This is a genomic window from Streptomyces sp. NPDC055506 (assembly GCF_053643595.1).
The window spans coordinates 15,564-30,651 of the sequence record NZ_JBSHKH010000003.1 but is presented as its reverse complement, the minus strand read 5'-3'; the positions used below and the strand labels follow the sequence as shown (position 1 = coordinate 30,651).

The window sequence follows — 15,088 nt, the reverse complement described above, 5'->3', positions numbered from 1 at the left end:
CCCCTGTGCCCGGCATCGGCAGGTGCCGGGCACAGTTGTGTCGTAGGTGTGGCACAACTTGGGTACAGCCGAATGCGTGATGTATCCCCCACGGCCTCGGCGCAGTCCTCAGGAGCGGAACATTAGACTCGACACGCCCGGCAACTGCTCGATCAGCTCTACTGCAAGGAGGCACGGGTGCCGCTGCTGACCCGTATCAGGGGACCGCGCGATCTGGACCGGCTCAGCCTGGAAGAGCTGAACCAGCTGGCGGAGGAGATCCGGAGCTTCCTCGTCGAAGCGGTCTCCAAGACCGGCGGTCACCTCGGCCCCAATCTCGGCGTGGTGGAGCTCACCATCGCCCTGCACCGGGTCTTCGACTCGCCCAGGGACAAGGTGCTCTGGGACACCGGCCACCAGTCCTACGTCCACAAACTGCTCACCGGCCGTCAGGACTTCTCCAAGCTCAAGATGAAGGGCGGCCTGTCCGGCTACCCCTCGCAAGGAGAGTCCGAGCACGACGTCATCGAGAACTCGCACGCCTCGACCGTCCTCGGCTGGGCCGACGGCATCGCCAAGGCCAACCAGATCAAGGACCGCGACGACCACGTGGTCGCCGTGATCGGTGACGGCGCCCTGACCGGCGGCATGGCCTGGGAGGCGCTGAACAATATCGCCGACGCCAAGGACCGGCCCCTCGTCATCGTCGTCAACGACAACGAGCGGTCCTACGCGCCGACCATCGGCGGCCTCGCCAACCACCTCGCCACGCTGCGGACGACGGACGGCTACGAGCGGTTCCTCGCCCGCACCAAGGAGGTGCTGGAGCGCACCCCTGTCGTCGGCCAGGCGCTCTACGACACCCTGCACGGCGCCAAGAAGGGCCTGAAAGACTTCATCGCCCCGCAGGGCATGTTCGAGGACCTCGGCCTGAAATACGTCGGCCCGATCGACGGGCACGACCTCGAGGCCCTGGAGTCCGCACTCGCCAAGGCGAAGCGGTTCGGCGGGCCGGTCATCGTGCACTGCCTTACCGAGAAGGGCCGCGGCTATCAGCCCGCCCTCCAGGACGAGGCCGACCGCTTCCACGCCGTCGGCAAGATCCACCCCGACACGGGCCTGCCGATCAAGAGCTCCGGCGCCGACTGGACCTCCGTCTTCGGCGACGAGATGGTCGAACTCGGCAAGGAGCGCGAGGACATCGTCGCCATCACGGCCGCCATGCTCCAGCCGGTGGGCCTGGAGAAGTTCGCCAAGCGCTTCCCCGACCGGGTCTACGACGTCGGCATCGCCGAGCAGCACGGCGCCGTCTCGGCGGCCGGCCTGGCGACAGGCGGAGTGCACCCAGTGTTCGCCGTGTACGCCACCTTCCTCAACCGCGCCTTCGACCAGGTGCTGATGGATGTGGCCCTGCACAAGTGCGGTGTCACCTTCGTGCTGGACCGGGCCGGGGTCACCGGCACCGACGGGGCCTCCCACAACGGCATGTGGGACATGTCGATCCTCCAGGTCGTGCCGGGGCTGCGGCTGGCCGCGCCGCGGGACGCCGACCAGGTCCGCGCGCAGCTGCGCGAGGCCGTCGCCGTCGACGACGCGCCGACCGTGGTCCGCTTCTCCAAGGGCGCCGTCGGTCCCGCCGTACCCGCCGTGGGCCGCGTCGGCGGCATGGACGTGCTGCGCGAGCCCGGCACCGACCGGCCGGACGTCCTGCTGGTCTCCGTCGGTGCCCTCGCCCCGATGTGCCTGGAGATCGCCGGGCTGCTCGACAAGCAGGGCATCTCCACCACCGTCGTCGACCCGCGCTGGGTCAAGCCCGTCGACGAGGCCATGGCCCCACTCGCCGAGCGGCACCGCGTGGTCGTCACCGTCGAGGACAACAGCCGGGTCGGCGGGGTGGGATCGGCGATCGCGCAGGCGCTGCGTGACGCCGGCGTGGATGTGCCGCTGCGGGACTTCGGCATCCCGCCGCGCTTCCTCGACCACGCCACGCGTGCCGAGATCCTCGCCGAGATCGGCCTCACCGCGCCGGACATCGCCCGGCAGGTGACCGGGCTGGTCGCCAAGCTGGACGGACGGTATGAGCGGGCCGTGGACGCGGTGGACTCCGTGGAGTCCGTGCGCGACTGACGCGGCTCGCGGCGGACGCCGCCGAACGGGTTCCGATGGGCCGGTTTTCCCACCGTGAGGGTGGTGGAACCGGCCCATTGGCGTGAATCGGTCCGTGCCGGGGCATACGGAGTGTGCCACCTCTCGATCATGTCGAGGACGACAAGCGTGGGAGGTACCCCGTGAGCAGTACCCTCTTCCGGACGAAGAAGGTCGAGCAGTCCATCCTCGATACCGAGGAGCCAGAGCACGCGCTCAAGAAGTCCTTGTCCGCGCTGGATCTGACCGTCTTCGGCGTCGGCGTGATCATCGGCACCGGCATCTTCGTACTCACCGGCACCGTCGCCAAGGACAACGCCGGGCCCGCGACGGCCCTGGCGTTCGTCGCGGCCGGCGTCGCCTGCGCCCTGGCCGCACTCTGTTACGCCGAGTTCGCGTCCACGGTCCCGGTCGCCGGGTCCGCCTACACGTTCTCGTACGCGTCCCTCGGAGAACTGCCCGCCTGGATCATCGGCTGGGACCTGGTTCTGGAGTTCGCGCTGGGGACGGCGGTGGTGGCTGTCGGCTGGTCGGGCTACATCCAGTCGCTCATGGAGAACGCGGGCTGGACGATGCCCGCGGGCCTGGGCAGCCGGGAGGGCGCCGACGCCTTCGGCTTCGACATCCTCGCCGCCGCGCTCGTCCTTGTCCTCACCTGCATCCTCGTCATCGGCATGAAGCTGTCCGCGCGGATCACGTCGGTCGTCGTCGCCATCAAGGTGACGGTCGTCATGGTCGTGATCATCGCGGGTGCGTTCCTCATCAACGGCGACAACTACGACCCGTTCATCCCGGAGGAGAAGCCGGTACCGGCCGGCTCCAGTCTCGATTCCCCGCTGATCCAGCTCATGTTCGGCTGGGCGCCCTCCAACTTCGGCGTGATGGGCATCTTCACCGCCGCCTCCGTCGTGTTCTTCGCCTTCATCGGCTTCGACGTCGTGGCCACGGCCGCGGAGGAGACCAAGAACCCCCAGCGCGACATGCCGCGCGGCATCCTCGGCTCCCTCCTGATCTGCACGACGCTGTACGTCCTCGTGTCGATCGTCGTCACCGGTATGCAGCACTACAGCGAGCTGTCGGTCGACGCGCCGCTCGCCGACGCCTTCAAGGCGACCGGGCATCCGTGGTTCGCCGGCTTCATCAGCTTCGGGGCCGCGGTCGGCCTGACGACGGTGTGCATGATCCTGCTCCTCGGCCAGACCCGGGTGTTCTTCGCGATGAGCCGCGACGGGCTGCTGCCGCGGTTCTTCTCCCGCGTCCACCCGCGGTTCAAGACCCCGCACCGGCCGACGATCCTGCTCGGTGTGATCATCGCGGTGCTGGCGGGCTTCACGCCGCTGACCGAACTCGCCGCGCTGGTGAACATCGGCACGCTGTTCGCCTTCGTGGTCGTCGCCATCGGTGTGATCATCCTCCGCAAGACGCGTCCCGACCTACCGCGGGCCTTCCGGACCCCGTGGGTGCCGGTCATCCCGATCCTGTCGGTGTGCGCCTCCCTGTGGCTGATGATCAACCTGCCCGCCGAGACATGGGTGCGGTTCGGCATCTGGATGGCAGCCGGGTTCCTCGTGTACTTCCTCTACGGCCGCACGCACAGCCGCCTGACGACCGGAGAGGAACCGAAGGCCGAGAACGCGCCGTAGGGGCCGCCGCGGGGTGCCGGTCCGCCTAGCTGCGGACCCACCCCGCCCTCAGCCCCCGCCCGGGGCACCTCACTGCGGCCCTACGGCCACACCGTACGCGGCCCCGCCACCTCCGCCCCCAGCTCCCCCACCCGCCGCCGCAGCTCCCGGTCCGCCGTGATCACGAGTACGGGCCGCCCGGCCGCCCGGCCGACCACCTCCACGATGTGATCGTCACCGCTGCCCGGTGCCGACTCCACCCGCACCCCCGGCACCGACTCCACCCCCCGAGCCGCCCCCTCCACCACGAGCACGATCTCCACCGGCCCGGAAACCCCCGGCACCCCCTCCGACGCCAGCCGGTCCCGCAGCCGCTCCCCGGCGCCCCGTCGGTCCCGCCACCAGCCGTCCGGTACCGACCCGACGACGTTCGCGGCGTCGACGACGACGAGGACAGGCGCGTTGTCGTTCATACGGCCAGGGTCGCACGGCGGTTGTCGGCCAGGCAGGAGGCGGGCCGGGCGCCGAGCCGTCCCGCACGACTAAAGTGAACTGGTGAACGGCGACTGGCTCATCCGCGGCCGCGACGGCCGCCTCACCGTCTATCTCCCCTCCGGCGACGCCGTCCTGTGGCGTGCGGAACGCGGGCCCGCGGGCCCCTGGGACGCCGCCCGCACCGTCGGCGGCAGCCAGAAGCTGCACCCGGGCCCGGCGATCGGGCAGGGCGCCGACGGCTACGCCCATCTGGCCGCCTGGCGGCCCACCGTGCCCGGCGAGTCGGGGCTCGTGCACTCGACGCACTTCCGGCCCCGGCTCGCGCCCCTGGACTGGGTCTCGATCGGGCACCCGGACAAGAAGGGCGACCGGACGGGCCCGCCGGCCGTGGCCGTGGACTCGGCGGGGCGTGGCTATGTCTTCGTCCGCAACAAGGGCGGCGGGGTGAGCCTGCGCAACCAGAAGGAGAAGGGCGGCTGGGGGCCCTGGCAGAACCTCGACGGGCACGATGTGGAGGGCGAGCCGGCCGCCGTGACGGGGGAGTCGGGGCTGGTGGAGGTGTACGCCTCCACGCCCGGCGGGATCCTGCACTGGAGGCAGCAGGAGCACGGCAGGACACCCGTACGGAGCGAGGGGGTCGATGTACCGGTTCGGCCGGGGACGCTGCGGGCGCTCGCCACGTCCGCCGAGCACACGACCCTCTTCTTCACGGACACCTCGGGCGATGTGTGCGCCTGGCGGCCGGGCGAGAAGCCGGTGACGCTCATCGCCTCCGCCGGGCCCGGGCCGGTGTCCGCCGTGCGCTGTGACATCGAGGGGCACGACTGCACCGTGCTCGCCCAGCGGTCGGCGAGCGGCCGGGTGGCCTTCGCCGCCTATCCGACCGAACAGGAGGCGGCCGGTGCCTGGTGGACCGAGTCCGGCCCCCAGTTGCCCTCGGACGCCGTGGTGGCGGTGGCGCTCGACGAGCACGACGAGGTCGTAGCGGCTTCCCTCTCACCCTCGACCGGGACCCTGCTTCTCACCCGCCGCAAGGACGAACCCGGGCTCGCGCTGGAGGCCTGGCGGGAGATCTGACACCCGGACAGGGCCGTTCCTTTTGTGGCTCCCGTCGCTCCAGACACACCAGGTGTGTCAAGGGTTGTACGGATGTGTGCGTGACAAGGCGCACCTCGGGTGGACGTGGTCAAAAAGTGAAGGTCTTGTTAACCTCTTCGCACTTGTTCGATTTTGCTCGGGGGGCCGGTTGCTGTGCGCCTGGCCGGGGCCGTGGCAACGGGGTTGGGAATGATGTCGTGAGCAGATCCTCCACGGTGGATCTTGTGGTTGTCGGACTTGGTTACGTGGGGCTGCCGTTGGCCAGGTCCGCGGCCGCCGCGGGACTGAAGGTGGTCGGCCTCGACCGCAGCCGCAGGGTGGTCGACGGGCTGAACGCCGGCTGTTCGCATGTGGACGACATCACCGACTCCGATGTGCGCGCCATGCTGGAGCGGGGCTTCGAGGCCACCGACGGGGCCGAGGTCATCGCGGATGCCGCCGCCGTCGTGGTGTGCGTGCCGACGCCGCTCACCGACCACGGTGCTCCCGACCTCGGCGCGGTGCACGCGGCCGTGGACGACATCGCCGCCCACCTCAGGGCCGGCACGCTCGTGGTGCTGGAGTCGACGACGTACCCGGGGACCACCGACGAGGTCGTCAGGCCGCGGCTGGAGGCCGGGGGCCTGCGGGTCGGGGCCGACTTCCATCTCGCCTTCTCCCCGGAGCGCATCGACCCGGGGAACCCCCACTTCGGTCTGGAGAACACGCCCAAGGTCGTCGGCGGCATCACGGCCGACTGCACCAAGGCCGCCCGCGCCCTGTACGAGCGTTTCGTGAACCGGGTCGTCGAGGCCAAGGGCACCCGCGAGGCCGAGATGGCCAAGCTGCTGGAGAACACCTACCGGCACGTCAACATCGCGCTCGTCAACGAGATGTCGATGTTCTGCCGTGAGATCGGCGTCGACCTGTGGGACGCGATCCGGTGCGCGTCCACGAAGCCGTTCGGGTTCGCGCCCTTCTACCCCGGCCCCGGCGTCGGCGGGCACTGCATTCCGATCGACCCCAACTACCTTTCGTACAAGGTGCGTTCGCTCGGCATCCCGTTCCGGTTCGTGGAGCTGGCGCAGGAGATCAACCAGCGGATGCCCGTGCACGTGGTGAACCGCGTGGCCGATCTGCTCAACGACCAGGGCAAGGCCGTGCGCGGCTCCCGGGTGCTGCTGCTCGGCGTGACCTACAAGCCGGACATCTCCGACCAGCGGGAGAGCCCCGCGCTGGCCGTCGCGGAGAACCTCCTCGCGCGGGGTGCCGAGCTCGTCTACTTCGACCCCCGGGTCGAGGACTGGCGCGTCGGCGGGATGCCCGTCGAGCGGGCCGGTGACTATCTCGCCGCCGCCGAGAGTGCCGACCTGACCGTCCTGCTCCAGCCGCACCGCGAGATCGACCTCGACGAACTCGCCGACCGTGCCCGCGCGTTGTTCGACACCCGGGGCAAATCCGCCGACCACCCGCGGGTGGTCAAGCTGTGACTTCCGAAGATACGTACATACCCGGGGCCGTCGACTCCGGTGGGCGTCGAGCGCACCGGAAGCGGCGGCACCTGAAGGTCTCGTACTTCGTCTTCCTGGGCCTGGCCGCGCTGATCGCCACCAGGCTCGACGCCGGTTCCCTGCACCTGTACTCCATGGGTGCCATGGGCCTGCTGACCCTGAAGATGTTCGGCGCGCTCTTCTACCGTCCGGCCAAGGCCGGGCGGGAGGAGCTGGAGTACCTGGAGAACGCCTGGGTCACCGCGGTCATCCCGATCTACAACGAGGACCCGGTGATGTTCGAGCAGGGCATGCGCAGCCTCCTCGCGCAGAGCCGCCTGCCGAACGAGATCCACATCATCGACGACGCCAGTGCCGATGACTCCGGCATCAGGGCCGCGAAGAAGATGCGCCGCGAGTTCGAGGCCAAGGGCGTCAAGTACACCGTCAGCGTGCAGCCCGAGAACAAGGGCAAGCGTGAGGCGCTGGCGCTGGGCTTCGAGGCCGCCCCGTACTCCGACATCTTCCTCTGCGTCGACTCGGACACCGTGCTGTCCCGGGACACCGTGCGCGAGCTGCTGCTGCCGCTGGCCGACGAGAAGATCATGGCCTCCACCGGCATGGTGCTGGCGCTCAACCACGACAGCAACATCTTCACCCGCCTCCAGGACCTGCGGTACGGCAACTCGTTCCTCTTCGAGCGGGCCGCCTACTCCCGGCTGAAGTCGGTCCTGTGCTGCTGCGGCGCGCTGTCGGCGTACCGCGGCACGCTGGTGCGCAAGTACCTGCCGGACTTCCTCAACCAGCAGTTCCTGGGCAAGCCGGCCGTCTTCGGCGACGACCGCCGGATGACCAACTACTGCCTGATGGAGGGCCAGGTCGTCTTCCAGGAGACGGCCGTCGGCTACACCGCCGTCCCCGAGAAGCTGCCGCACTTCCTGCGCCAGCAGGTCCGCTGGAACAAGTCCTTCTTCCGCGAGTCGCTGTGGGCCTTCCGGCACCAGAAGAAGTACCGGCCGGCCTTCTGGCTGACCTGCATGGAACTCGCGCTGTGGCTGGTCTTCGGCTCGGCGATGTTCTACTCGATGGTCATCCTGCCCATCATCAAGCCCCAGCAGTTCGTCCACCACATCGGCGACTACCTGGTCTTCATGGTGCTGATGGGCTATCTGCGCAATGTGCGGTACCTCGACTTCCCGCGGCGCGGGATGGGCTTCATCAAGCGGTTCGGCATGTTCCTGCTCGCGCCGATCTACGGCGTGATCCAGCTGACCCTGCTGACCCCGCTGCGCTTCTATGCCCTGTTCACCCTCCACAAGGGGAGCTGGGGCACCCGCCAGGGCGGCGTCGAGGTGTCCGTGGCCGGTGATCACGAGAACGATGTGACGGAGATCTTCGAGGAAGAGGACCCGTACTCCGACAAGAAGGTCACCGAGACACTCCAGTTGATGCGTCTGGAGGGCGTGGCCCTGCGCACCCGGCCCCGACCGACGGGCGGCATCCCGTCCCAGCCGCAGCCGATTCCCGGCTACGACGAGGAGCAGCACGCGGCGGTACCGCAGCAGCGTGTGAGCTGGGGGGCGCCGGCCCCGGCCGGACAGCAGCAGTGGCAGGGCGAGTACGAAGGGCAGCACGGCTACCCCGACCCGTACCAGCAGCAGTATCAGGGGCAGGGCCATCCGCCGCAGCAGGGCGCGTACCCGTACCAGGACCCCTCCTGGCAGCAGCAGGGGCAGCAAGGACGGCAGGGCAACGGCCAGGGCGGCTGGTAGACCCTGGGAGAAAGCACGGGAGAGGGGCGGCCGGGGGGCCGCCCCTCTCCCGTGTCCGGGCCTCAGGTGTACGAGGCCATGGCCTCCTCGACCGTCAGCACCGGGATGTCCCGGTCGTCGATCGCTTTCATCAGGGTCTCCAGACCGGCCTTGCCGATCTCGGTGCTCGTCGCCGGAGGACCCTCGGTGACCTTGTGCAGACAGAGGATCAGCCAGTCGCCGCTGTTCACGCACCGGTCGAGCCGGCCGCCCGCGCCCGTCAGCTTCGACAGCGCCGTACCGCCGATGCCGTTGCCGTCGTTGATGCCGGTCAGCGCCTTGAGGCGGTACGGCATCGCCGGGGCGAACGACTCGATCGTCTCGGAGATGATCGACCGGGCCGTGGTGAAGTGCCGGCTCGCGATCTGGTCGACGGGGACGCCGTCGGAGGTCTTCTGGAACGCGCCGTGCGGATAGGCGAAGTGCTCGCTGGTGAAGCCGTTGGACACCAGCCACTCGCGCAGCTTCCGGAAGTCGTCGTCGGCCTGCTCGGCGGTGAGCTTGGGATAGCTGGCCGTGTGGACGGCGTTCGCGTACGAGTGGCCCGCCATCTCCCAGCCGGAGAAGTCCTGCATCGACTTCATCTGGTTCAGCGTCAGGAAGCTGCCCGTGCCGATGGCGTCAGCGATGTTGTAGACCGTGCCGGAGAAGCCGTAGCCGTCCATGACCGGCCGGGCCAGGTCGTGGATCGACTTGTGGGAGTCGTCGAAGGTGATGGAGACGACACCCTTGGGGAAGACGGAGACCGTGTCCGGTATCAGCTCGACGGCCTGGAGCCGGTAGGTGACCGGGCCGCCCGCGTTGTCGTACACCGCGAACGACATGTCGGTGAAGCCGGTCTTCGTGGACGGCTTGCCGTCGGCGCCGATGGAGTACGAGCCGGCCGCCCCGCTGACGTCGGCCCACTGGAGGTGGACCGTCACCCACTCGCCGGACTGGACGTAGTTGGCCCCCGTCTTGGAGTGGGCGTGGAACGTCCAGGCGAAGTGGTTCGCGAGGGAGCCGCTGCCCAGGTAGAAGACCATCTTGGCCAGGTTCGCCACGTCGTCGACGCGGAAGACGAGCCGGATCATCTTGCCGGACAGGCTCATCGCCGACAGGCCGGTCTTGCGGACGTACGACTGTTTGCCGGTGCCGTTGGTGGTGACCCGGACCGACTGGGTGCCGCGCACGAACTGGGACTTGTCGTTCGCCTCGGCCGACGTGGTGCCCGCGCCGCCCGGCGTCCAGCCGTGGCCGGACTGGAACTGCTGGGACCAGCTCGCCCGGCGGTACTTGGGGCGGCGGCCGGAGGGGGCGTAGAGGGGAGGCGTGGTGAGACCTCCGATGGCGCCTTCGGCGGCCGGCGCGGCCGCCGGCTGGGCCACCACCTGGCCCAGCCACGCGCCGCCGCCGGCCATGGCGACGCCTCCTGTACCGCCCATCAGCAGGGCGGAACGCCGGCTCACCACCGGCTTCTTCTCCGCCTCCGCCGCAGCGTGCCTGTGGGCGTTGGACCGCCTTTTCCTCACCGGGACTCCCGAACCGTGTCGAAGTAGTTCATTCCCTTGTCGGTGAAGCCCTCGACCGCGGACTGGACTTCGTTCACCGACAGGGTTTTGTTCGCGTTGTAGTAGAGCCAGTCCACCTTCATGTCCCACGCACGGTCGCCCTTGAACGGCAGATCGATGAACCAGTGGTTGAAGTTCACCGACATGTCGGCGCGCGGGGCGTACTTCCCATTGCTGAGGAAGAGCTTCTCGCCGTCCATCCAGTACGCGACCACGCCGTCCTTCACCCTGATCATCACGGTGTGCCAGGCGTCGAGGCTCTTCTTCGTGGTCTCGTAGACACGGTCGTTCGTCTTGTGGTCGTACCAGGTCACGGTGTCGAGCTTGGGACCGGGCCGGCCCCAGCCGCCGTTGGGCATGTACTCGTTGTCCAGCTCGCTGTACTTCGAGCCCTTGCCGCCGATGGTGTAGAAGGTCTGGTTGACGTGATCGCCGGCGTCTCCGGAGGCCGGCTCGTCGCTGAAGTGGATCCGGGCCGCGTAGGTGCCGTCGCGGAACTTGCCGGCGGCCGTGCCGAGGCTGGCCTGCTTGGTCCCGGACTTGGTGCCGTCCGTGCTCGCCCGCAGGTTGAGCACCTGGCCGTCGGCCAGTGAGCCCTTGGCGGTGGGGAAGGTGACGCCGTCGGCCGACCAGGTGTTCTCGACGCCGGGGCCGCCCTTGCTGGTGCGGACGAGCCAGCCGTGCTTGAACAGGGCCGGGTCCTTGGCGCCCTGGTAGGTGAAGTCGTCGAAGAGCACCCCGGCCGGGGGAGCGGGCACCGGGTCGGGCGCGGCGGCCTTCGCAGAGGCCTTCTTCTCGTCGCTCGCCTTGGTGCCGTCCGGCTCCTCACCCCAGGCGAGGACGCCCCGCTTGTACGCGGTGACGTTCTCCGCCTCCTTGTAGCTCGTCATCTCGGCGTCGAAGGAGCGGTCGTCGGACTGCTTCAGCTTCTTGTGGTCGGTGCGGAAGAGCTGGAGGTCGATGCCCTTGCTGTTGGCGCCGGGCTTCAGACTGCCCGCGCCTTCCCCGAACCTGATCTCCAGGTAGTGGTCGGCGGTGTCGGTGGCCTTGTCCATCGCCACGATCCGGCCGGCGACGTTCGAGCAGCCGAAGACGGCGTTGACGCAGTTGAAGGCGTACGGCGCGGCGCCCGGGGCGTCGTCGGCGGTGAAGTAGTACCGGAGCGTCACATCGCTCAACGGCAGTGCCTTCCCGGTGTCGTTGAAGACCTCGAGCGACGGCTTGGCCGCCGGGGCCGTCGCCTGGGTGTCGGTCCGGTACCGGACCTTCAGCTCGGGCGGATCCGGATTCGCCGCCTTCCACACGGGATAGAGCGCCGTGCCGCCGGCGGCGACCACCGCCACGAGGAGCAGGAGTCTGATCTTGGGCCAAACCCGGCTTCGGGCAGGGCGGCGGCGGGAGGACGCCACGGAGACTCCTTCTAAGGCATCCGGTGGCCTCTGGTGGAGACCGTCAGAGCCGGGTAAACAATGGTCGGATTGTGTGAGGATCCTATCTGTGCGTGCATACAAAAAGGGGGGCGGGTGCACGGATTGTTACCGTACGCCCCACCCCCCTCAGGGGTTACGCGTTACGCGGGGATGCTCGCCACACCCTGCGCGAGGAACCTCTTGCCGTTGACCCGCTCGGAGACGCCCTCGCGGTCCAGGTACGGCGTGATGCCGCCCAGGTGGAACGGCCAGCCGGCGCCCGTGATGAGGCACAGGTCGATGTCCTGCGCCTCGGCGACGACGCCCTCGTCGAGCATGAGCCCGATCTCCTGCGCCACGGCGTCCAGGACGCGGTCGCGGACCTGCTCCTCGGTCAGGACGGAGTCGCCCTGCTTCAGCAGCGCGGCGACCTCGGGGTCCAGCTCCGGCTTGCCGGAGTCGTAGACGTAGAAGCCGCGCTTGCCCGCCTTGACGACGGCCGCGAGGTTCGGGGAGACCGTGAAGCGGTCCGGGAACGCCCTGTTGAGCGTCTCCGAGACGTGCAGACCGATCGCCGGGCCGACCAGCTCCAGCAGGACCAGCGGCGACATCGGCAGACCGAGCGGCTCGACGGCCTTCTCGGCGACCGCGACCGGGGTGCCCTCGTCGATGACGTTCTGGATCTCGCCCATGAAGCGCGTCAGGATGCGGTTCACGACGAACGCCGGGGCGTCCTTGGTGAGGACCGCGGTCTTCTTCAGCTTCTTGGCGACGGCGAACGCCGTGGCCAGGGAGGCGTCGTCGGTCTTCTCGCCGCGCACGATCTCCAGGAGCGGGAGGACCGCGACCGGGTTGAAGAAGTGGAAGCCCACGACCCGCTCGGGGTTCTTCAGCTTCGACGCCATCTCGGAGACCGACAGCGAGGAGGTGTTCGTCGCGAAGATGGCGTGCGCCGGGGCGACCGCCTCGACCTCCGCGAACACCTGCTGCTTGACGCCGATCTCCTCGAAGACCGCCTCGATGATGAAGTCGGCGTCCGCGAAGCCCTCGGCCTTGTCCAGCACACCGGACACCAGCGCCTTGAGGCGGTTGGCCTTGTCCTGGTTGATACGGCCCTTGCCGAGCAGCTTGTCGATCTCGGCGTGGACGTAGCCCACACCCTTGTCGACGCGCTCCTGGTCGATGTCGGTCAGCACGACCGGCACCTCGAGGCGGCGCAGGAACAGCAGCGCCAGCTGGCTGGCCATCAGACCGGCGCCGACGACACCGACCTTGGTGACCGGGCGGGCCAGGTTCTTGTCCGGGGCACCGGCCGGGCGCTTGCCGCGCTTCTGCACCAGGTTGAAGGCGTAGATGCCGGAGCGCAGTTCACCGCCCATGATCAGGTCGGCGAGCGCCTTGTCCTCGGCGTCGTAGCCCTGCTGGAGGTCGCCGTTCTTGGCGGCGGCGATGATGTCCAGGGCGCGGTAGGCGGCCGGGGCGGCGCCGTGCACCTTGGAGTCCGCGATGAAACGGCCCTTGGCGACGGCCTGGTCCCAGGCCTCGCCGCGGTCGATCACCGGGCGCTCGATCTCGATCTCGTTCTTGAGGACGGCCGCGGTCCAGATCAGCGACTGCTCCAGGAAGTCCGCGCCCTCGAAGATCGCGTCGGCGATCCCGAGCTCGAAGACCTGCTTGCCCTTGAGCTGCTTGTTCTGGTTGAGGCTGTTCTCGATGATCACCGAGACGGCCTTCTCGGGGCCGATCAGGTTCGGCAGCAGGGCGCAGCCGCCCCAGCCGGGCACCAGACCGAGGAAGACCTCGGGGAGCGAGAACGCCGGGAGGGCCGCGGAGACGGTCCGGTAGGTGCAGTGCAGACCGACCTCGACACCGCCGCCCATCGCGGCGCCGTTGTAGTACGCGAAGGTCGGGACCGCCAGCTTGGACAGCCGCTTGAAGACCTCGTGGCCGCCCTTGCCGATGGCGAGAGCGTGCTCGTACTCCTTGAGGATCTCCACGCCCTTGAGGTCGGCGCCGACCGCGAAGATGAACGGCTTGCCGGTGAGGCCGACGCCGACGATCTCGCCGTCCGCCGCCTCCTTCTCGACCTGGTCGATCGCGGCGTCGAGGTTGGCCAGCGAGGCCGGGCCGAAGGTGGTCGGCTTGGTGTGGTCGTGCCCGTTGTCCAGGGTGATCAGGGCGAAGCGCCCGGCACCGAGGGGGAGGTCGAAGTGGCGTACGTGCGCACTCGTGACGACCTCGTCCGGGAACAGCTCGGAAGCCTGCTTGAGAAGCTCGGCGGTGGTGCTCACTTGTCCCCCTCGAAGTGCGGGTTCTCCCAGATGACCGTCGCGCCCATGCCGAAGCCGACGCACATGGTGGTCAGGCCGTAGCGGACGTGCGGCTGCTCCTCGAACTGGCGGGCCAGCTGCGTCATCAGCCGGACGCCGGAGGAGGCCAGCGGGTGGCCGAAGGCGATGGCGCCGCCGTACTGGTTGACGCGCGCGTCGTCGTCGGCGATGCCGTAGTGGTCGAGGAAGGCCAGGACCTGGACGGCGAAGGCCTCGTTGACCTCGAACAGACCGATGTCGGAGATCGACAGGCCGGCCTGGGCCAGCGCCTTCTCGGTGGCCGGGATCGGGCCGTAGCCCATGACCTCCGGCTCGACGCCCGCGAAGGAGTAGGAGACCAGGCGCATCTTCACGGGGAGGTCGTTCTCCCGCGCGAAGTCCTCGGAGGCGATGACCGAGGCGGTGGCGCCGTCGTTCAGACCGGCCGCGTTACCGGCGGTGACCCGGCCGTGCACCCGGAACGGGGTCTTCAGGCCGGAGAGGTTCTCCAGGGTCGTGCCCGGGCGCATCGGCTCGTCGGCGGTGACCAGGCCCCAGCCCGTCTCGCCGGCCTCGGGGGAGGTACGGCGGACCGAGATCGGCACCAGGTCGGCCTGGATCTTGCCGTTGGCGTAGGCCTTGGCGGCCTTCTCCTGGGAACGCACGGCGTACTCGTCGGCGCGCTGCTTGGTGATGTGCGGGTAGCGGTCGTGCAGGTTCTCCGCGGTCATGCCCATGAACAGGGCCGACTCGTCGACCAGCTTCTCGCTGACGAACCGCGGGTTCGGGTCGACGCCCTCGCCCATGGGGTGGCGGCCCATGTGCTCGACACCGCCGGCGATGGCGACGTCGTAGGCGCCGAAGGCGACGGAACCGGCGACCGTGGTCACGGCCGTCAGGGCGCCGGCACACATGCGGTCGATGGAGTAGCCCGGGACGGACTGCGGGAGACCGGCCAGGATCCCGGCCGTGCGGCCGATGGTCAGGCCCTGGTCACCGATCTGCGTGGTCGCGGCGATGGCGACCTCGTCGATCTTCTTCGGGTCGAGACCGGGGTTGCGGCGCAGCAGCTCCCGGATCGCCTTCACGACGAGGTCGTCGGCACGGGTCTCGTGGTAGATGCCCTTCGGTCCCGCCTTGCCGAACGGGGTGCGGACGCCGTCGACGAAGACGACGTCCCTGACGGTACGAGGCACGATGG

At 69.1% G+C, this 15,088-nt stretch carries 10 protein-coding genes; 5 read left to right on the top strand and 5 right to left on the bottom strand.

The window, feature by feature from the left end; translation table 11 throughout:
• The first annotated feature begins 177 nt into the window (after window positions 1-177).
• Window positions 178-2,106: a 1-deoxy-D-xylulose-5-phosphate synthase gene (gene dxs / locus ACWIF2_RS01800; protein WP_454358037.1), complete on the top strand. Its 1,929-nt coding sequence runs from the start codon at window positions 178-180 to the stop codon at window positions 2,104-2,106.
• Between the two features lie 161 nt (window positions 2,107-2,267).
• Window positions 2,268-3,767 (top strand): amino acid permease, encoded by a 1,500-nt coding sequence (locus ACWIF2_RS01795; RefSeq protein WP_454358036.1) that lies wholly within the window; start codon window positions 2,268-2,270, stop codon window positions 3,765-3,767.
• Between the two features lie 80 nt (window positions 3,768-3,847).
• Here the strand turns inward: ACWIF2_RS01795 and ACWIF2_RS01790 are convergent, their stop codons facing one another.
• Window positions 3,848-4,219, bottom strand: a complete 372-nt coding sequence (locus tag ACWIF2_RS01790; protein ID WP_454358035.1) for an NTP pyrophosphohydrolase — start codon at window positions 4,217-4,219, stop codon at window positions 3,848-3,850.
• Between the two features lie 82 nt (window positions 4,220-4,301).
• On the opposite strand from ACWIF2_RS01790, the gene ACWIF2_RS01785 reads away from it, so the two are divergent.
• From ACWIF2_RS01785 to ACWIF2_RS01775, 3 genes are all read left to right on the top strand, one after another.
• Window positions 4,302-5,318 (top strand): hypothetical protein, encoded by a 1,017-nt coding sequence (locus tag ACWIF2_RS01785; RefSeq protein WP_454358034.1) that lies wholly within the window; start codon window positions 4,302-4,304, stop codon window positions 5,316-5,318.
• 218 nt (window positions 5,319-5,536) lie between these two features.
• Window positions 5,537-6,808 (top strand): nucleotide sugar dehydrogenase, encoded by a 1,272-nt coding sequence (locus ACWIF2_RS01780; protein WP_454358033.1) that lies wholly within the window; start codon window positions 5,537-5,539, stop codon window positions 6,806-6,808.
• The gene (locus tag ACWIF2_RS01775; RefSeq protein WP_454358032.1) at window positions 6,805-8,580 is read left to right on the top strand and encodes a glycosyltransferase; all 1,776 of its coding nucleotides are present in this window, start codon (window positions 6,805-6,807) and stop codon (window positions 8,578-8,580) included. Before ACWIF2_RS01780 ends, ACWIF2_RS01775 begins: the two co-directional genes overlap by 4 nt.
• A gap of 62 nt (window positions 8,581-8,642) precedes the next feature.
• Here the strand turns inward: ACWIF2_RS01775 and ACWIF2_RS01770 are convergent, their stop codons facing one another.
• From ACWIF2_RS01770 to ACWIF2_RS01755, 4 genes are all read right to left on the bottom strand, one after another.
• Entirely contained in the window at window positions 8,643-10,067 is a 1,425-nt protein-coding gene (locus ACWIF2_RS01770; RefSeq protein WP_454358031.1) for a polysaccharide deacetylase family protein, read from the bottom strand.
• A gap of 59 nt (window positions 10,068-10,126) precedes the next feature.
• Complete coding sequence (locus tag ACWIF2_RS01765) at window positions 10,127-11,578, bottom strand: cellulose binding domain-containing protein (protein ID WP_454358030.1); 1,452 nt, start codon at window positions 11,576-11,578, stop codon at window positions 10,127-10,129.
• Between the two features lie 161 nt (window positions 11,579-11,739).
• A complete protein-coding gene (locus ACWIF2_RS01760; RefSeq protein WP_454358029.1) occupies window positions 11,740-13,869 on the bottom strand; it encodes a 3-hydroxyacyl-CoA dehydrogenase NAD-binding domain-containing protein in 2,130 nt (709 codons plus the stop codon).
• Window positions 13,866-15,083, bottom strand: a complete 1,218-nt coding sequence (locus ACWIF2_RS01755) for a thiolase family protein (RefSeq protein WP_454358028.1) — start codon at window positions 15,081-15,083, stop codon at window positions 13,866-13,868. Before ACWIF2_RS01755 ends, ACWIF2_RS01760 begins: the two co-directional genes overlap by 4 nt.
• Between the last annotated feature and the right edge of the window lie 5 nt (window positions 15,084-15,088).

Excerpts from the sequence above, each read along its gene's own strand:
- ACWIF2_RS01790 (WP_454358035.1), bottom strand. The coding sequence starts at position 4,219 with ATGAACGACAACGCGCCTGTCCTCGTCGTCGTCGACGCCGCGAACGTC.